The 19,072-nt window shown below is 34.2% G+C and carries 18 protein-coding genes; 4 read left to right on the forward strand and 14 right to left on the reverse strand.

The features are described from left to right. Positions 1–21 precede the first annotated feature (21 nt). The gene (locus ABX784_RS01475) at positions 22–753 is read left to right on the forward strand and encodes a glycerophosphodiester phosphodiesterase (RefSeq protein WP_372651730.1); all 732 of its coding nucleotides are present in this window, start codon (positions 22–24) and stop codon (positions 751–753) included. On the opposite strand, the gene ABX784_RS01480 is transcribed toward ABX784_RS01475, so the two are convergent. Together ABX784_RS01480 and ABX784_RS01485 are read right to left on the reverse strand one after the other, a co-directional pair. After that, positions 731–1,171: an NINE protein gene (locus tag ABX784_RS01480; RefSeq protein WP_372651732.1), complete on the reverse strand. Its 441-nt coding sequence runs from the start codon at positions 1,169–1,171 to the stop codon at positions 731–733. The two genes, ABX784_RS01475 and ABX784_RS01480, sit on opposite strands and share 23 nt — an antisense overlap. A 3-nt stretch (positions 1,172–1,174) precedes the next feature. Next, the gene (locus tag ABX784_RS01485; protein ID WP_372651734.1) at positions 1,175–1,825 is read right to left on the reverse strand and encodes an O-methyltransferase; all 651 of its coding nucleotides are present in this window, start codon (positions 1,823–1,825) and stop codon (positions 1,175–1,177) included. Positions 1,826–1,936: 111 nt separating this feature from the next. Here ABX784_RS01485 and ABX784_RS01490 point away from each other — a divergent pair, with 111 nt between their 5' ends. Beyond that, positions 1,937–2,716 carry a substrate-binding periplasmic protein gene (locus ABX784_RS01490; protein ID WP_372651736.1) on the forward strand — a complete coding sequence of 260 codons (780 nt, stop codon included), beginning with the start codon at positions 1,937–1,939 and terminating at the stop codon, positions 2,714–2,716. An 8-nt stretch (positions 2,717–2,724) separates the two neighbouring features. On the opposite strand, the gene ABX784_RS01495 is transcribed toward ABX784_RS01490, so the two are convergent. The 8 genes from ABX784_RS01495 to ABX784_RS01530 form a co-directional block, all read right to left on the reverse strand. After that, entirely contained in the window at positions 2,725–3,054 is a 330-nt protein-coding gene (locus tag ABX784_RS01495; protein WP_372651738.1) for an SWIB/MDM2 domain-containing protein, read from the reverse strand. Between the two features lie 139 nt (positions 3,055–3,193). Continuing rightward, on the reverse strand, positions 3,194–4,045 hold the full coding sequence (locus tag ABX784_RS01500; RefSeq protein WP_372651740.1) for a hypothetical protein: 852 nt from the start codon (positions 4,043–4,045) through the stop codon (positions 3,194–3,196). Between the two features lie 49 nt (positions 4,046–4,094). Then, on the reverse strand, positions 4,095–5,591 hold the full coding sequence (locus ABX784_RS01505; protein ID WP_372651743.1) for a chemotaxis protein CheW: 1,497 nt from the start codon (positions 5,589–5,591) through the stop codon (positions 4,095–4,097). Between the two features lie 3 nt (positions 5,592–5,594). Then, the gene (locus tag ABX784_RS01510; protein WP_372651745.1) at positions 5,595–6,062 is read right to left on the reverse strand and encodes a chemotaxis protein CheD; all 468 of its coding nucleotides are present in this window, start codon (positions 6,060–6,062) and stop codon (positions 5,595–5,597) included. Further along, a complete protein-coding gene (locus ABX784_RS01515) occupies positions 6,062–6,889 on the reverse strand; it encodes a protein-glutamate O-methyltransferase CheR (protein WP_372651747.1) in 828 nt (275 codons plus the stop codon). Before ABX784_RS01515 ends, ABX784_RS01510 begins: the two co-directional genes overlap by 1 nt. Positions 6,890–6,891: 2 nt before the next feature. Further along, a complete protein-coding gene (locus ABX784_RS01520) occupies positions 6,892–9,507 on the reverse strand; it encodes a PAS domain-containing protein (protein ID WP_372651749.1) in 2,616 nt (871 codons plus the stop codon). 242 nt (positions 9,508–9,749) lie between these two features. Beyond that, complete coding sequence (locus ABX784_RS01525; RefSeq protein WP_372651751.1) at positions 9,750–10,574, reverse strand: mechanosensitive ion channel family protein; 825 nt, start codon at positions 10,572–10,574, stop codon at positions 9,750–9,752. Beyond that, positions 10,564–13,599: an AAA family ATPase gene (locus ABX784_RS01530; protein ID WP_372651753.1), complete on the reverse strand. Its 3,036-nt coding sequence runs from the start codon at positions 13,597–13,599 to the stop codon at positions 10,564–10,566. Before ABX784_RS01530 ends, ABX784_RS01525 begins: the two co-directional genes overlap by 11 nt. 162 nt (positions 13,600–13,761) lie before the next feature. Between ABX784_RS01530 and ABX784_RS01535 the strand changes: the two genes are divergently transcribed. Then, positions 13,762–14,154, forward strand: a complete 393-nt coding sequence (locus ABX784_RS01535) for a hypothetical protein (RefSeq protein ID WP_372651755.1) — start codon at positions 13,762–13,764, stop codon at positions 14,152–14,154. Here ABX784_RS01535 and ABX784_RS01540 read toward each other — a convergent pair. The 4 genes from ABX784_RS01540 to ABX784_RS01555 all read right to left on the reverse strand — a co-directional run bounded on the left by ABX784_RS01540 (position 14,147) and on the right by ABX784_RS01555 (position 18,410). Then, a complete protein-coding gene (locus ABX784_RS01540; protein ID WP_372651758.1) occupies positions 14,147–15,277 on the reverse strand; it encodes a PDC sensor domain-containing protein in 1,131 nt (376 codons plus the stop codon). The genes ABX784_RS01535 and ABX784_RS01540 overlap by 8 nt on opposite strands. Before the next feature lie 44 nt (positions 15,278–15,321). Continuing rightward, positions 15,322–17,022: a hypothetical protein gene (locus ABX784_RS01545; RefSeq protein WP_372651761.1), complete on the reverse strand. Its 1,701-nt coding sequence runs from the start codon at positions 17,020–17,022 to the stop codon at positions 15,322–15,324. Positions 17,023–17,100: 78 nt separating this feature from the next. After that, positions 17,101–17,985 (reverse strand): D-Ala-D-Ala carboxypeptidase family metallohydrolase, encoded by an 885-nt coding sequence (locus ABX784_RS01550; RefSeq protein WP_372651763.1) that lies wholly within the window; start codon positions 17,983–17,985, stop codon positions 17,101–17,103. 86 nt (positions 17,986–18,071) lie between these two features. Next, positions 18,072–18,410, reverse strand: coding sequence for a hypothetical protein (locus ABX784_RS01555; RefSeq protein WP_372651765.1), 339 nt, complete (start codon positions 18,408–18,410; stop codon positions 18,072–18,074). 122 nt (positions 18,411–18,532) lie between these two features. On the opposite strand from ABX784_RS01555, the gene ABX784_RS01560 reads away from it, so the two are divergent. Then, positions 18,533–19,072, forward strand: a 540-nt coding sequence (locus tag ABX784_RS01560; protein ID WP_372651767.1) for a chloride channel protein, incomplete at its 3' end; no start/stop codon positions are given.

Consider the following 19,072-nt stretch of genomic DNA (forward strand, 5'->3'; position numbering starts at 1 on the left):
CATATAAAAGGGAGTTTATTTTTGAAAAAAGTCATACTGGTATTTCTACTAATTTCTACGAATATTTTTGCAAAAAACTTAGGTCACAGAGCTGGTGGTGGCAAGAAAGAGTATTATAGTCATTTACCAGAAAATTCTTTAACAGCACTAGAGCACTCTTTAAATGAGTTACAGTTTGATGAGAACTTTCTTTATTTAGAGTTTGATATTCAAGAGACTAAAGATGGAAGATTGGTAGTCTTTCACGATAAAACAATTAGAAGAATGGTAAATAAAAAGCAAAATCTTCAGGCGTTAGAAAGAATATATGAAGAGAATAATGTGTCATACTTAAAAAAGAAGTTCAATCTAATAAAGATACATCAGCTAACCTACGACCAACTACAAACTCTTCATCTAACAGATCATCCTGATCAAAAGATACCGACACTTTCTGAATTCTTAGAATTATCAAAAGAGATTGGATTAAGAAAACCTATGTCTGTTGAAATTAAGTACATCTACTCAAAAGAAGCAAAAGAAAAAACAATATCCCTTCTACAAGACTTTAGAGAAGAGTATATGGAGAACGCTGATATCATTTTTGAATCAAAGTATGACATGCCTTTTAAAGTAGGATTCCTAGGTTTTAAATCTAAATTTAAAAAAACTTTTAAGGATAAAGATCACTATTGGTGTAATAAGATAAAAGCAGCCGGCCTGTTTGGTGTTTTCAAGCCGGGCAATCATATTAACCTATGTGACTCTTTCTAAGAGTCACGTTTACATCGTTTATTTGTTCATTGAGAGTCCATAGATCATAGAGAATACCTATTCCGAATATTCCCCCTGTCAGTAAATAAATTAAGCCTGTACCAATCTTTCCCATATAGAAGCGGTGAAACCCAAACACTCCTAATAGAAGAAGTAGTATCCAAGCAATAGTATATTGAATATCTCCATCCCAAAATGTGATATCTGCCTCATCATCCATTTCAGGAATAAGAAAAGCATCAACAATCCACCCTATTCCAAAGACTCCACCTGTAAAAAGCCAAATAGTTCCAGTAATTTGTTTACCAAAGTAAAACCTATGAACACCTGTAAACCCAAATGCCCAAAGAATATAAGCAAATACCTTACTATGAGTGTCTACAACTCTCTCATCATTTTTAACTATATATGTCGTCATTCTCTAACCCTTTTTTATAAGATAAATACCATCTCTAATCGGTAATAAAGTTTTAACTAAATCATTACGACTTTCAATATAATCATTGAAGTCCATAAGATACTTAGTACTCTTATCCTCTTCTAGATCGTCATTAAAGCCTGGTACAACTCGGCCTGACCAAAGGACGTTATCTACGACTATAAGACCATTCTCATTTAATAACTCTAAACACTTATCAAAGTACGCCTGATAATTTCTTTTATCAGCATCAATGAAGACTAAGTCAAACTTAGACTTAAGGGTTGATAGAACCTCTAGTCCGTCGCCAAATAATTGATTAATTTTAGCTCCGTGCTCAGACTTTTTCCAAAATTCATTTGATATAGTAGAGATCTTCTTATTTTTATCAATCGTTGTAACTCTTCCGCCATCAGGGAGTGATTCTGCCATGGCCAGAGCAGAATAGCCTGTAAATGTTCCTAACTCTAAAACTTCACTTGCACCAGATAAACTAATTAAAAACTTTAAAAGAGAGGCCTCAAGCTTCCCACAGATCATTCTATGAAGAGGATGGTTCTCTTTAGTATAAACTTCAAGATCATTACAGACCTCTCCTGGACATGTTGATTTCTCAATTGAATAATTTAATATCTTCTCATCTAAAAAGTTCAACTTTTCCTCAATATTCTAATGCTAATAATTAATATTACTTTAAACCATCCCCTACTTAGCTGCAAGCGACACACTTACACAATATATTAAACTCTGCTACAATAGTCAGCTATGAAAACTAAATCTTTAATACTTCTAATGTCTATGATCCTAACTATATCAACTTTCGCAAAGAAAGAAGTTATTGTTGGTGGATATGAGTTTCCTCCATTTGTTATTCTAAAAAACAATGCTCCCTCCGGAATGACCATAGACTTAATAAATGCACTTAATCAATTCCAAGAGAAGTATCAATTTACATTTAAGCCTACTTCAGCAAAAAGAAGATACTTAGACTTCAATAAGAAAAAGTATGATTTAATATTCTTTGAAAATATCATTTGGGGCTGGCAAGAAGAACCTATTGAGCCAACTAAAGTCATTCTAAATGGTGGGGAAGTTTTTATTGCCAAGGCCCAACCTGATAGAGATGAGACATTCTTTTCAACATTTAAAGGTAAAACTATCCTTGGAATAGTAGGCTATCACTACCAATTTGCAAATCTGGTGACAGACAAAGATTATCTCTCAAAGTATTTCAATATGAGACTTGGTAATAACCATGAGGATAATATTAAGAATGTGGTGACTCGAAAAGAGCCCACTATTGCAATTGTGACTAAATCATATTTGAATTTATTCTTAAATCAAAATCCTAAATTTAGAGATAAAATTTTAGTGAGTAAAAAGTTTGACCAAGTCTATCGTCATACAATCCTAGTGAGAAAAGATAATCATCCTACAACGAGCGAAATGAATAGCTTGATTGATAACTTACGTAAAAATGGAAAGTTAGATGAAGTTTGGAAGAAATACGGAAAGGAAAAAAAAACTAGCGCCCTAAGGCGCTAAGAAAAATATTATTTTTCGATATTTGCACCAACAACAGCTGCCATTTGCATCATGTTGATAGTTTCGCCTTCTTTCATATTTGTAAGGTCAGTTAATTTACCTGACTTACTAGTAGACTTCGTGTTTTTGAAAATTGGAAGTAAAGTAGAATCAGCAACGATATACTTTCCAGCATTCTCAGCTGCACCATTTTCAGTTTTTGTTTGAAGTTTATTAGCTTTAATATAATCCCAAAGTTTCTTTGTGATTTCAGTTCTTGGAAGTTCTGTTGCATTAAGCATTGCTGCTAGCTCAGACTTTAACTTAACTGGTTTCTTTAATCCTTTCTCTTCTGCCATTGTTAATCCTTTATCTATTAATATTAAGGAGATTGTCCCATAACTAGTTGAACAATGCCAAGATTGAACACTCTAAAGTGCCCGATTTTATCGAAATAATCAATAGACTCAACGCGCACTTGCAATATTACCCTTAGCGTTACTCTTGAATATCACTTCTTGGAACATACCAGCACAGTGGACGAAGCCCTCTTGTGTCACCACCTTCAACCGAACAATTCCCCTGATTATAGAGTAGAAGATCAAAATCATTTTCTACATCAGAGGAAACTTGGCATAAGCTTCCAGCAAAAAGTGTATCTATTCGACATTGAGGGTTTGGATAGCCATTAAAAATAATGAACATTCTTACATAGGGATCTGGAGTATCGATTTGTGGAACTTCAGGGATATCAGAGATTGCTTTAATAGTCTTGGCCATGGCCACAATCGCTACAGAAGTCCTTAGGCATATTAGATATTGCTCACTATTAGTAGCAAAGCTTTCAGCGCACTCAGATAGAGCTAGAGGGCTTAAAGGGGTATTTCCTATCACACTCTCGTGGTCCTCACCTCTTATGACTCTTCTAAAACATTTAGAAACAGAAAAATAATCGGCCTGTCCCTCAGAGCTGGCATTATTAAAAGGTTTATAGGTTGGAGCTCCTCCAATAAGATGTCCTACTTCATGACAAGCAACAAGTAGGAACGCATCGTCAGTTACGGGCTCAAAGCGGTAGAGACCACCATAGATTTTAAAGTTATACTCAACACCTTTTTTCCAAGCAGAGGCATTCACTTTTGGATCTTCCCAATCACTAGTAACAACAAGAGTTTTTCCATAGGACTCAATATCTTCTCTATACGCTCTTTCAACGCTTCCTACTAAGCGAAAGAAATTCTCTTTCTGCTCATCTGATTTTTCCAACACGGGACGTAAAAGGTCATTCTCAGGGATAGAGGATGCAAAAGAAAACTGAATCAATATAAATGGTATTAATATTTTAAACATGAAACTCTCCTAAATAATGAGAGTTTCATACCATAAGATTAACTCAAATTTAAAAGCGCAATGCAATATTCTCTAGGTTTAAAATAGTTAAAACAGTGTCTAGATCGTCATTTTTTTTGAATGAGATAACTTCCTTTAAATCGTCACCGAGTCTTTTCTCTAAATCTCGAGTCACAATACTTGGAAGAACTAATTTTGAATTTATATCAATAGTGATTATACTTTCTAATGAGTCTACTACGAGTCCTACTAATTTAGACTTTGCCTCAAAAATAAGAATTTTAGATTTTTGGAAGTCTAAATCAATGCGATCGATAGAGAACATCTCCCTAGCATCCACAATTGTTATGACATCCCCTCTCAAATTGAGCATACCTTTTATAAGTGGTGATGAACCAGGTGATGGAATTATATCTTCTGAATAATTTATGATTTCTTTAATCTCACTTATTTCAAGTCCATATAAGTCATTAATTCTAAAAGATATAAAAGATTGATTAATAACCTTTTTTCTAACAGAGTTAACATCTTTATAGTCTTTATTATAAATGAGATCATGTCCTTTTGATATTTCGACAATTTCATTATGAGCTAAAATTGTTTCATGATTTATTAAAATAACATCTTCACTAGATTCACTTGATATGCATCCCACAAAGATCTCTTTATGCTTCTCTCTAAGAATAGGTATAGGTAATAAGTCACCATCTGAAAAAGGCTGAATATTTTGTACAGAGTCTACTAATAGCCCCAAAGAAACACCTTCACTCTTAAGAATAATAATTCTTTGATTTTCAATTGAGCTTTCGCTGTATCCTTCTCCCTCTAGGAGATTATTGACATCAATAATTGGGATGACTAATCCTCTTAACTCTACCATGCCTAAACATAACTCACATTGAATATGACTTCCCTTCAATTCAGAAACTTTAATAACCTCATTAATACCATTTATTTCAAAGCTCAGCTTTAGACTTCCTACAGTGAAAACAATACATTTCTTCAAGTTTCGTTGAAATTCTTTATGAGTAAGGATTCCAGAGGATATTTTTTGCTTCGTTAGAATATCATTTAAGTTAGCAATACTGACTAAGCTTTTAATGTCTAAAATATTTAAGATTCGTGAATCTTGATCTAGCTTTATACAACCGGACATATAACCCTCTTGTCCCTTTGATGGATTGGACGAAAGAATATCAGATTGATTAATTCTTAAAATTTCAGAAGTAGAGTCAAATACAAGTCCAATCTTGGCTCCATCGCAGTCTACGATTGCAATCTTCTCACTTCCAATGATTTCACTATTGCCAAGGCCTAATAAGCTCTTCAAATTTAAAATTGGTATGATCGCGCCTCTAAGGCTAAATATCCCCTCAAGGCATGAACTAGACAGGGGCATCTTAGTAAATGTCTCAGGATAGTTTACGACCTCCTGGACAAGAGCAACATCTACTGCCACCTCTAGTCTTCCAACAACAAAAGAACCAAAAATGAGTCTTTCACTTACCGCTTCTACAATATCATCACTAATTTTCAAGTTATCCATACTCTATCCATTCAAAAGTCTTGAGACTATGACTTTTCCATCAGTACAGTCGATGGACATTTGTCTACCGAAAGTATCTCCACAATCAAGCTCTCTCACCTTAAATTTATATTTTTTTAAAATGCTTCTAATAGCATCTAAGTTTTTATTTCCTATCTTATTACTAGATTCTAGCTGTATTTGAGACATCATATTAGCTCCTCCCGCGTAAGAGATAATAAACTCTTTTTGATCACGATCACGAACCTTCATTAAAGCAAATAATGACTCTATTGCTTGGTTTACATATCTTGCACCTATACCTAAGTTCTCATCACTTTCAGGCAAGAGACAGTGGGCCAGAGCACACTTCTTTTTAACAGTGTCATATATTGATATGCCAATACATGAACCAAGAGTTGTCTTAAGTAGTTGCGTACGATGCCCTACCTTCACCTCTCCAATCTTAACTCTTATGATTTCCCTTTCCATCAACTACACTTTTTGTAAACTAATGGAGACACAAACTTTAGTTTTGTATCTAATCTTGATAAAGACTCAGACTCTCCTATAACTAAAATCCCTTCTGGTGAAAGTTTTTTTTCTATGTTTTGAATTACTATTTCTTGATCTACAGGAGTAAAATATATGAGAACATTTCTTAAGAAAATAATATCAAAACTACCAGGCTCATCTAAAACCTTAAAAAGGTTATGCACCTTGAATGACGTATTAGATTTTAAAGATGGTGAGATACTATATAAGCCATCTTTTTCTCTAAAATACTTTTCAAGTCTATAAGGGTTCTTCTTTCTTAGGTTATCAATATTTCGACCTTCATACTTTCCACATTCAGCATGAGAGACAACACTGCTAGCAATATCCGTTCCTAGAACATTATAATTCAACTGACATTTATGCTCTTGTTTAAACTCTTCACAGCTCATGGCCAGACTGTAGCCCTCTTCTCCCGTAGAAGAAGCAGCAGACCACATCTTCAAGGTTTTACCTGCACTATGTTTTAAAAAGTCAGTGAGAAATATTTGTTCAAAATATTCCCATACCCTATCCGTTCTAAAAAAATTCGTCTCATTTGTTGTCACCATATTTATAAAGTGAACAAGTTCATTATTATCTTTCTTCACAAGTGACAAATACTCTTTAAAACTTGTTATCGAATGCGACCTAAGCCTCGAAGAGAGTCTCCTCTTAATCATTGTTTTCTTGTGCTCAGGTATAGAAATCCCTGTAGCGCTATGAACAAGTGAGATCACTTCTCTAAGAGTATCAATATCTAGTTCTTCAATAACAAGTGCCATAGCTATGCTACTTTAAACTTATCAACAGTAATTTTAAGATCTTCAGCGCCAGTAGATAGATCTCGAGTTGCACTCGCTATAGATTCTGAAGCTGCTGCAGAGACTTCTGCCTGCTCTGCAACTTCTTGAATCGCTGTACTTATCTCTTTTGCTGCAGTTAACTGCTCTTCAGCTGCACAAGACACTTCCGAGATGGCCTGAGTTGTCTTATTAACTCCTTCAACAATTTTATCGAATGCCGCGCCAGCTTGTTTTGAAATTTCACTTCCGTGAGATACTCTTTTCACACTTTCATTAATTAGTTTTGAAATTTCTTTCGTGGCCTGCGAAGATCTCTCCGCCAATTTACGAACTTCATCAGCAACAACAGAGAATCCTAAACCATGCTCTCCGGCCCTAGCTGCTTCTATTGCAGCATTGAATGCCAATAGATTTGTTTGATTAGCTATTTCACTTATAACTTTTACTATTTCACTTATATCTTCTGATGACTTACTTATTAAATCCATAGACTCTATTGCCTTTGCAATGGCCAGAGCACCTGCTTCTGCTTCATCGTGCGTTACTTTAGCAACACTGTCAGTATTCTTTGAGTTTTCAGCAATAGCATTTATCGATGCTGTAAGTTCTTCAATCGAAGCATTCATCTCTTCAGTGGTTGCTCCAAGCGCCTGAGCACCAGTTGCTACATCTGATGATTTATTCGATATATCTCTAGTGCTGTTAGTAAACTCTTCAGATAACTTAGAAACTGTTTCCTCTACTTCTACTTGCATACTTATATCCGAGCCAAATTTGGTTACCCCACAAGGTACTCCCATATTATCAAAACTAGGATTATAAGTGGCCTGTAGCCATACTACATTCTTGTCTTTATCAAATCTTTTAAATCTGCCACTATTTGGGTTACCTCTTCTTAGATCACTCCAAAAGTTTTCATACTCTGGTGTTTTAGTGTATTCGCTATCACAAAATAATCTATGATGTTTTCCTATAATCTCATCTAGACTATAACCGACAGTTTTAAGGAAATTCTCGTTAGCATTTTGTATATTTCCATTTAAATCAAATTCAATTACTGCTTGAGATTTACTTATAGCTTCAGCCTTTAACTTTTCAGCTGTTATATTTGTAGCAAATTTAACGACTTTAAATGGTCTGCCATCCATATCTAATATTGGATTATACGATGCTTGAATCCATACCTCTCTGCCATTCTTCGCAATTCTCTTATACTCTCCTGATTGAAATTCACCTCTATTTAACTTATCCCAAAAGGCACTATATTCACGGGACGAGCTAAATCCATCTTCGCAAAAGATTCGGTGATGCTTTCCTTCAATTTCAGAAAGTTCATAACCTAATGTTTCTAGAAAGTTATCATTAGCATTTAATATGGTTCCATCAAGGTTGAATTCAATTACTGCTTGAGCTTTAGAAATAGCATTAATTTTTCCTTCAAACTCCGCATTTCTTAACTTTTCATCAGTTACGTTCGTTGCATACTTAACAACTTTAAATGGCTTCCCCTCCATATCAAAAATTGGATTATATGATGCCTGGATCCAAACCTCTTTACCACCCTTACCTAATCTCTTATACTCACCAGTTTGAAATTCACCGTTTCTGAGTTTTTCCCAGAACGCTTTATAGTCTGATGAGCTTGCGAACTCTTCCTCACAAAAGAGACTGTGATGACGACCTTCGATTTCACCATGTTCATAGTTTACTGTCGAAAGAAAATTTTCATTCGCAGATATAATAGTTCCATCTAGATTAAACTCGATAACTGCTTGAGCTTTAGAAATAGCATCTATCTTTCCTTCAAAATCTGCATTTACTAATTTTGTATCAGTAATGTCTGTCGCGAACTTTACAACCTTATACGGTTTACCATCTTGTCCATAAATTGGATTATATGTTGCTTGAATCCAGATCTCTTTCCCGTCTCGTCCAAGCCTCTTGTATTCACCTGAATCAAATCTTCCAGCTTTAAGCTTTTCCCAAAAATCACTATACTCTAAAGAGCTAGCATAATCCTTGTCACAAAAAATTCTATGATGCTGACCTATAATATCATCTAACTTATATCCAACAGTCGTAAGAAAATTTTCATTGGCAGAAATTATTGAACCATCAAGATTAAACTCGATTACAGCTTGCGACTTTGAGATAGCATTCATCTTCCCCTCAAGCTCTTGTATATTACTTTTTAATGAACTTATGTCTCTAGTAAAAGCAATGATTTTTGTGACATCACCTTTGTCATTAATAATTGGGCTATAAGTACACTGAACCCACTTATCTAAACCGTTGGCACCTTTGAAAAGATACTCACCGAGGTAAGGTTCACCCTTTCTAAGCTCATTCCAAAAGCTTTTATATTCTAATGAGCTAACATACTCTTCTTCACATAAAACTCTATGATGCTTTCCTTTAATATCATCTACTGAGTGATAACCTAGAAGATTTAAGAAGTTCTCATTAGCATTACTTATATCCCCAGAAGGTAGAAGCTCTATTACGCAAAGAACTCTATCAACAGCTTGGTAGGCCGAAAGCAGGTCATGACTAAGCTCGTTTTTGAATTCTTCTACATTTTTTAAAGCTGCACTCATTTATTTCTCCATATTAAATATTTATCTTCCCTTCGGGTAGAGTATGGGGATTTCTTAAGAATTGGAGGGAAGGAATATGGCCCTAAATGGAAACTTTAATGTCCTCTTTAATTTCTGTATATAAAGTATGGAATTTATTAAGAAAATAAATTATAAAATACCATAAAAAAAACCAGGACATATGTCCCAGTATCAAGGATACCTTAAGGTTAGTCATCCTGTTATGCCAAGTTTTATAGCTTCTATACTGATTCTATCGGAGAATTTATAACAGTAGAGTTAGGTCTTTTAATCCCATTCTCTCTAAGGATTTTACTTCCTCTAATTGTAATATCAGTAAGAAATGATTTTTCAAATTTAACGTCTAGTACATAGGCCTTAACATTTACTTTGATAACAAAGTCATTTGATATTGGAGTTTCTTCAAAAGTTATAATAACTGGCTTTTCAAGAAAAACGAACCGACTCGTAATCACAACCTCATGAAGTAGATGTTTAACGTGGTCTAAATCTTCGTGGATAGAAATATAAAATGGTGTAACTATCATCATATCTAATGCACCACTATTTCCACTAGCAACAGTATCAGTAAGAAACTTAGAGTTTGGAATTGTGACAGTATCATCATTCAAAGTTTGAAGCTTTACAGATCTTAGACCAATGCTTTTAATTTCACCGTAGCTATCTGCATAAGTAACTCTGTCCCCCACTTGGAATGGTCTATCAAAAAGTAAAATAAAGCCAGCGATCACAGACCCAACAAGATCTTTTAAAGCAAAACCAAATGCTACAGCAGCAGATCCACCAACAGTTAGAAGAAGCTCTTTAGAAGGTCTAAAAACAAAGTAAAAAGCTCCTAGAGTACCTATTAAGTATGTGGCAAAAGAGAAAACTGTAGTAATCTGTAGAATGAGTAGACGTCTACCAGAGAGTTTCTCTTGAAACTTTTCAGACCATAAATTAACCAATCGAATGAAAAGTACAATTAACGCAATTAGGAATATAAAAAGAAAAATCTTATCTACTTTAAAAAAAGTAAATACCATATTACCAATATCAGTTTCCATATATAAAGTTCTTTGATCTTAAATACTTGATAAGACCGTATTGAGAAGATATTTCAATCATATATCTCCCTTGTTCATCTTTGAAAAAGAAATTTCTTTCTTGTCCCACTTTAATTGCGTTTCTTACAATCCCTTTTGGCAAGTTAGTAGTGCTCTCAATCTCTGAAGGAGATAAGTTCTCATGCTTTAAAACATCTGCCACAACAAAGAAAATATCATCACCAAGTTTATCTAAGCTATCTAAGTCAGCATCTTTAGGGATATGAACATTAAACGTTTTTGAATTTCTCTTTGATAGTGACGTCATCCACAAGTAGAGAGCCGCCCTTGGATTACCTCGAGATAATTCCCAGAGAAGTTTAAAGAACTTAGCTTCAATAGTTGTATAGCGATCCATCTCATCTTGTGACCTGGTAGCATTTATAAGTAAATCATATGATAGCTTATAGGTACTACTTTTGTGTCTCTTTAAAATAAGATCTTTGATTGCATTGTCATCCCAGCCCTTTAAAGCAAATATATTTCTAAAGAATTGACTACGACCAAATGCTCGATCTAAGTAAAGCCAGCTATACTTATTGAATGAAAGTACCCAGAAGATATTTTCAGTGCTTAGGTTAATCATATTAATAAGAGCGTTATATGCAGAGAACCCTTTAGTGTGTGAAAGGAATAAGTTTTGAGCTTCATCAATTACAAGTACTGTTTTTTTCTCAAGTTTCTTATCGAGTCTATAAAGATCAAATGATCCTTCCTCTTCAAACCCTAGAGACTCTTCAATAAACTTGAATGCCTTATCTTTATCGATTGTTTTAGAAGGAACTTTTGTATAGATAAAATTTAAATTTTCTCCATGTTCACTACCTAAATCTTTGATCACTTTTTTTAAAAGAGTCGTCTTCCCTATCCCCTTGTCTCCATGAACAACGACCGAGTGCTCTTCAGACTTTCCTTCAAGCCACTCTACAACTTCTTCTTTAATACCTGCTTCAATCTCTTGAGTGTGGTCTACATAGTGGTCTTCAAGCTCTAGAGACTTAAAAGAAAACTTGTCTTTATACTCCAGAGGAATTTTTTCATCAGCACCATCTTCTACTTCTACACTTTCAATTTGTTTTTTAAATAAGTTAGCTGATATCTTTTTGGATATTGCAAAGTTCTCAGTTGCTTTTATAAAAATATCCATACTCGTTAATATAGAAATGAATATCAAACTAAATATTGCTTGTAGCTTTTTAGGAAGAAACTTATAGAATCTTTCAATTTTATCAACAATTACACCTGAGAACTTCTTCTCCGTGTACTTATTAAATTCATCTGACCATGTCGAGGAAGCCTCCATAACCTGGTAAAAAGAATATAAAATAGCGATGACCTTAACTATTGAGTAAATATATACTTTCCCAACAGTTAGATTTAAAAATACCATGATCAATGAATAGACAAGGTAGATTGTTGCAAATCTTCCCGCAGTGTCCTCGGCCTTCTCTCTAAAGTTCTTATAGTTTCTCGTATCAATTAAAGAAACTGAACTCAAAAAGAGTATGACTATTGATCTAATTGTCTTAGCAATTATGAAAACAATACAAATATCTAAAATAATTGAAATATTCTCAAGTAGCTTGAAGTAAGAAATACACGACAAAATGATAAGCCAAGAAATACTAAGAAAGTTCTCGCTATGCTTATTCCAAATTGTTGTTAGATAGCGGTAGACCTTTGCTCTATTTCTACGGTTAATTAAACTTCTATTTTTTCTATCTAGATAACCATGAGCTTTATTAAGAACGAGTCTTAGGCTCAACAAAGAAAGAATTATAAATATATACTTGAGAATAATTAAGCTTAGACTCGTAATCCCCTCTCTACCCAAAGATACCTTTTCATTTACAAATAAATATTTTGAATAAATATAATTTAAAACTCTATAAGGTGATGCATAGACTTCATTTTTAAGAGACCCAAAATATGAATAAGTAAATATACGCCCCGAAAGAAACTCAAAACTAATTTTATTATAATAATTACTTCGAAGTGAATTTATTTGAATGAGTAAATTATTTAAAAGCTTAAGCTCTTCTTCTTTCTTTTTTGTTAGGTCTGAAATAGTTTCCTTTCTGAAACTAATGAGACTTGCTCTATCTTTTCTTAGCTCTTCTGAATCACTAACTTCTCCAGTAAATGATTCAGGTATTTTTGGAAGATCAAAAATAAGAACGCTTTTAATAAGATCATAGAAATTCTGTCTCGTAACTTCTTTCCAGATTTTTTCAACTTCAATAAAGTGGGATTCAATAGCTTGAACATCACTTTCATTATACGTTGACGATAAGTTGGCTAGTTTTAGAGATTTTAGATTAAAGTATTCAATTTTCTGTTGTAAATTTCTATTGTAAAGACCCTTTACTTTTAAAAGCTCTAGCTTCAATTTAAGTAATGAGTTCTTATAGAAAGTAACCTCTTTAGATGAGTCCTCCTCAATTACTTTAGACTCATTTCTTGCAAGGTCTTTCTCTATTTCTCTTTTTAAAGACTGAAGCTTTGAGTACTCATCATTTATTTCTTTCGCGAGTGAAGGGATTGCGCTATTAGAGTCAATACTTAGTTTAATTGTATTATTTAATAATAAGTTCTTTTTTAAGAGATCAATTTTTAAATTATTATACTCTCTAGAAAGTTTAACTAGGTTATTATACTTTCTTGTAAGTTTGAGTTCTTTTAGACAATTAGAGAGAAACTCATACTCAGGAGATATCCCTTTTGAGTCTTTATTTATGATTTCTAGATTCTTGATATATTGATTAGTTTTTAAATAATCGAAATTATGACCAAAGACATTCCAAATTAATGAACTGTCACCACCTCTACCTTCGAGGACATTTTTTATTCCAACTTTTCTCTGTTGGATATTTCCAATAACAGTATCATTTAATGAATTGATCTCACTTCTTACACACTTATTTTCGGCAAAGACATTTGTCGAAAATATGAGGAAGAAGAAGATAAGCTTAGTAATATTCTTCAATGAAGACTCCAAAATAAGTATTTACCTTATTTTAGGGTTCTTATTGATAATTGGAAACAACTAAATCGACACCTCTAAGACCTTGCGCGTCAACGAATATTTTTCTAACCTCACCTCTTTTTCAATCACTGATATAATATACAAAAACATGGAGAAGAAAATATGAAATCATTACTAGCGATACTTACAATAAGTTTACTTCAACCTGCGTATGCTGGCCTTAAGCCAAACCGAAAAGCTCTCTACCGCTGTGTTAGTTTGAATCACAACTCTCCTGTTGATGATGCATATATACTTCAGTCAAGATTTGGTAATAAGAGAGTCTTTCATGAAATAAAAATTAATACTCTAAAAGATGGGAGAATCAATTCATACTTTAAGAAAGTGAATTTACTTTCAAAATATGATGGAAAAGTTCAAACCTATACGACAGGTAACTTCAGAATAAGAATAGATAAGGTTATGCAGGCCAGTGATGGTAATTATTCTGCATTTGCTAGAATCCCTTCTCACGATATCCACTCTAAGAACTGGTCGTGCAAAGATTTTAATTAATATTGTAGTGGGTTAATATTTTATTAATATTGGCCCCTATATACACTCCACCAGCAAATCGACCTTTATTATCTTCAAGTCTAATCATTATGCCAATTTGAAATACTCCGGCAGAAGGGTCAAAGTAAATATCTGTTATATTTTTCTGACTAAAAGTATTTTGATATTTAACTAGTCTATACTTCTTTTCATCGGACTGATCAAAATCACTCGTTCTAGCTAAACCTCCAAGAATTGCCCCTTGGTAGTTAAACACAAATGCTTCTGTCACAAAGTCCATTCCAGAAAGAACGTCTCTTAATTCTCGACTTTCCTTACTCTGTAAAACCTTTTGAATAAACTCTTCGTCTTGATTTTGACTTTTCCAGATATTGTCTCTTTCTTTTATAGAAGGAATACTCCTTCTTTTTAGGTTCAGCGCTCTTTGTATATTAGCAACGTCTGTGAGTAATTTATCGGCCAGCACGACCTTCTTCTCATACTTGAGATTGAAGTTAATTTTTTGTAAACACTCGGTATAATTATGACTTACCTCTTTTCGAGACATTTTTACTTTTTTATAAAAGCGTGAATTTAACTCTATACCAGACTCTACAAACTCTAAGGATGTTAAGTCATAACCTTCAAGGGAGAAAGAAGGAGGTATATCAGAGCGCTTGATAATTATGGCCTCAGCTCTTCTGTCGATAAGCCCTCTCAAGAGAGTATTAGAGTTTAAAACTGAAAATGTGAGATGATAATTCTTAAGTCTTTTCAAGTAGTGAGTATTATCACCTTGAACTAGCCCAAGAGAGATATTCTTTGAAGTGATGTTCTTAAGACTTACCATTAAAACTTCATCAATATACAAAGGAAAAAGACCATCTTGCTTCTTACGAGGATTGAAAGTTGTGGGATAATAACCATCGGTAGATTTATTTAAGAATTCTTGTTTGCCACGAAGACTTGGGAGTCTATGAATGCTAATTTTTGATTTTGGTGTCTTAGTTGTGCAGGAGATTATCGACCTGATTAACTCTTCATTCACTCCGCCAAGCTCAGTTGAAGAAACAGCAATCTCTAAATCCACTGAAAAGGAACTTAAACTGGCAATATAAAATAAAAAAGCAACTAAAGACCTCATGCTATACAATAAAATATAGTTAGGAAAAAGTAAAGAATATTGAGCTATTTTAGCGCATTTAAGATAGAAATATTCTCCTGCTCAACTAGCGAAATCTCTGCATTTCCCAACTCAAAAAGAGAGAAATCCATCTTTAGAGAATAATCTCTATCAATTGTATTTCTAAGCCCCTGTTCTTCTTGGTACCAATCCAATTTATCTTTAGAATCTTGGCAGTTCTTTAGGTTTTCTTCGCTTGTAAGTCCCCACCTTAACTCAATACAATGGTAAGGATCAAAGGATTGCTTATAAATAGATGTTAGCATTTCATGTAGGTTCATCTGAATGTTAATATTTATTGACGATTCAACTGAAACTGAACATTTCTTTACTTCTTGGTTGTAAGTAAGCTCAAGATCGCTTCTAAGGTCTGCTCCACTGTAGAGAAGAGCCGGATCTCTTTTAGAGTCTAAGATAATCATTTTCTTAACAAGATCTCTCCCCTCACGAATTGAGGCCTTAAGACGTGCGTCTCTAGAAGGAGTAGAGTAAGTTTCCCAGTCTCCATCTGTTCCATATATATTACTCGGTAAAGTAGAGGGATGTGCCTGCTTGTTAATTCCAGAAGCGATAGCTTTATCCACAGATAATTTTCTCTCCTGAAACTCGTAACACAATTCACCTAAAAGTTCTCTAAGCTCTTTAACTGGCTCATAGACAAGGTTACCAATTGAGAGTTTATTTCTTACGTATTCGTAGAAACTCATTACCTTTCCGTTAAAAGTAAAGTCCTTACTCTTTTGGTATTGAGATAGGTCATAATCTTCAAGCTCTTCATTTGTTTTAAAATTAACTTGAGAATCCTCATAAGAAAAAGGTCTCCAATTAGAGAAGCCTCCACCAATTTTGACTGAAGTTCTTGAGAACTTTTCACCATAAGTAATTGCTGTTAATGAATTGTCTGGGTGAGCATCAATGAGATGTATTTTTCCATTAGGAGTTACCTCATAAACAACTCCTATATGTCCATTTGGGTCGTAGAGAATTGTTCCAGGTTTTATAGAGTCTCTATCTATTCTTACGGGGTAAGTATCGCGGAAGTTTTTTGTATCTCCGGACTCTGATGCTTTTGTTCTAAATGAAGCAGTCGAAATACTATTGCTGATATTTCTAAAAATAGTATTTACATCATCTCCATTTTTAACAAAGACTTTGCTTTTAATAACATTTCCACTGGCATTGTACCTAAGGTCTGGAACTTTACGGCTTCCACCATTAAGCTCTTTTCTTAACTTTTTTATTTTTGCTTTTATGAAACGTCTTCGAATAAAACCAGCATTAGATAGCTCTATTTGAAGCTCTTTTATTTCATTCAAAATCTCTTGATTCTCCTCACTGAACCAATCGGCAGGGAGAAGAGCATTTGGATATGAGAATGGAAGATCATTCATCCAACTAAAGTATGCTCGCAATATATAGGGTAAGTCAGCACAGTCAGCAAATATTGATTTTAAAGCAGTGGGATTTAATGCTGAGTACTTAGGGTTGGCCTTTGGACTTCTTAAACACTCATCAGTTGTACTGCAAAGTCCAGCCTTTTTAGCTTTTCCAATTCTTGCAATGAACTCAGAATATTCTTTTTCAAAGCTTAAGTTCCATGATGTATTTGAGATATTCCATGAGGTTGTTTTCTTAGACTTATAATTAACTGAAGCTGAAGCTGTACTTAGATAACTTGCCAATATCAACAATGATAGTATTTTCATCTTTCCCCCCATTTATATGACTTTGAAAAGTACATATAAATGAAGGATATTTAAAGGTAGTTGAAAAAAGTATCTGTTCTAGAGTACTCCGGCCCCTTCATTTTCAGTGTGGATATAGAGCTTTCCATCACGACCCTGCTTCCAGCAGTCATCAGTAGAAATTCTCTTTATCGAGCATCTACCTAAAGAGCCATATTTCCAAAACCTAGAGCCATCTTTAGGGTATCTCGATAGTCTCTTTGGTGATCCGACTCCGATATGAAGAGTTTGGCATCCAATTCCAACTTGTAGACTTAACGGACTTCCCTCTTTGTACATTTTACACAAGTATGCCTGGGCAATTGCTCTTTGCTTAGGAGTTTTGAAGTCTAGGTCAAAGCCTCTCGCTTGGATATGATCACTCGACTTTGCACCACCAACCTTAGAGTTGTAACACGATGGTCGCCACCAGTTACGAAGACTGATACCAGACTTTGCTTTAGCATCTTTATTTATTTCTTTTCTAAGTTCTACAGCAAGAAGCCCTTGCGCCACTGCTGACTTCCAACGACATCGACTTGGGAGAAGATTTGTATAATTACAACTCTTAGCAATCGACTGACTATTTGCTTTAACCATTTCTTTAGCCGTAAAGTACTTTGTTAGTCCACTATCTTCAATAAACCTCTGTAGTCCATCTAGAGTGTGCTCATAATCTTGAGGTTCATTGATTTTTCCATCAAATTTAAGAATCATGCTATCAAGATTACGAATCTCTTCATCTGTTTGATCTTTACAAGTATCGACTTCAATCAACTCTTTAGAAATTGCTGAAGGCCCTCTAAGAGGTGTCTCAGGTCTTGTATCCTCATCATAGTGATGACCATTTAAGTGAGCTAATTCTTCCCAGTCTATTACCTTATTTTCTATCCTCATAGAACAGCTCGTAAAAATAAGTGCAAAAACTAGTAAATATAACTTCATGAACCCTCCGTTTAGTATTCAAAGACTTAACGGAATTTATGGAGTGAAGTTTTAAATGAAAATTGACTCAAGAAAGAATTACCTGACTATTTTAATTCACATTTTACATCTATAAGAGATTCTCTAGTCCAAAGGCTATAAGTCAGGTCATCACCACGGTCTTTAAGTCTTCCAATAGCGTAAGTTCTTGAAGGAACAACTAAATCAAAGGCCTCAAGTTCAAACCTATTCTTTGCCATGGACTTTAGAGAGAACTTCAAGCTTGGAGAATCTGCAAACTGGACCTTCTCACCTTTGCCCACCTCAAATGAAGTGTTATGAACATCTTCATTATTAATTTTAATATTACAGTTAAACTCACTAGCACCTACAGTGGAAGATAAAGCTATGGCCATTAAAAATGTTATTATTGTATTTTTTCTCATTCTTAAATTAGAACAAACTATTTGGTTTTAAGAAATGAATTTTTTCAAACAATAACTTTCAATTAAAGTGCTATTGTCAGCTATATCTCTTAGACACTATAATGAATAAAAGGTTATAAATAATGAAATCAATTATACATAAATATTTCAGATGGATCTTTCTCAGCTCTATTTCAGGACTTCTTGCGGGAATAAGCTCTTCTATTTTTCTAGTACTCCTCTCTTTAAGTACAGAGACTAGAATCTCTAACTTGACTCTTATATACCTACTGCCATTTGCCGGATTTTTCATTGGATACATATATCATGAGTACGGGAAGGAATCTGACAGAGGAAATAATCTGATACTTGATGAAATCCATAACCCTAAGAAGATAATTCCTTTAAGAATGGTGCCATTTGTTTTATTTGGAACACTTATCACTCACCTCTTTGGAGGCTCGGCCGGAAGAGAGGGTACTGCAGTTCAAATGGGGGGAACTCTCTCGGATCATATATCTAAATTTATTAAACTAACCGCTTATGAAAGAAAAGTTCTTCTGATCGCAGGATCTGGAGCTGGACTTGGGGCCGCCATAGGAACTCCATGGGCGGGAGTTATCTTTGGAATGGAAATCATTACAGTTGGAAGGCTTAGACTCTTTGCTTTTTTTCAATGCTTA

This window comes from Halobacteriovorax sp. (genome assembly GCF_041587335.1).
Classification (GTDB): domain Bacteria; phylum Bdellovibrionota; class Bacteriovoracia; order Bacteriovoracales; family Bacteriovoracaceae; genus Halobacteriovorax.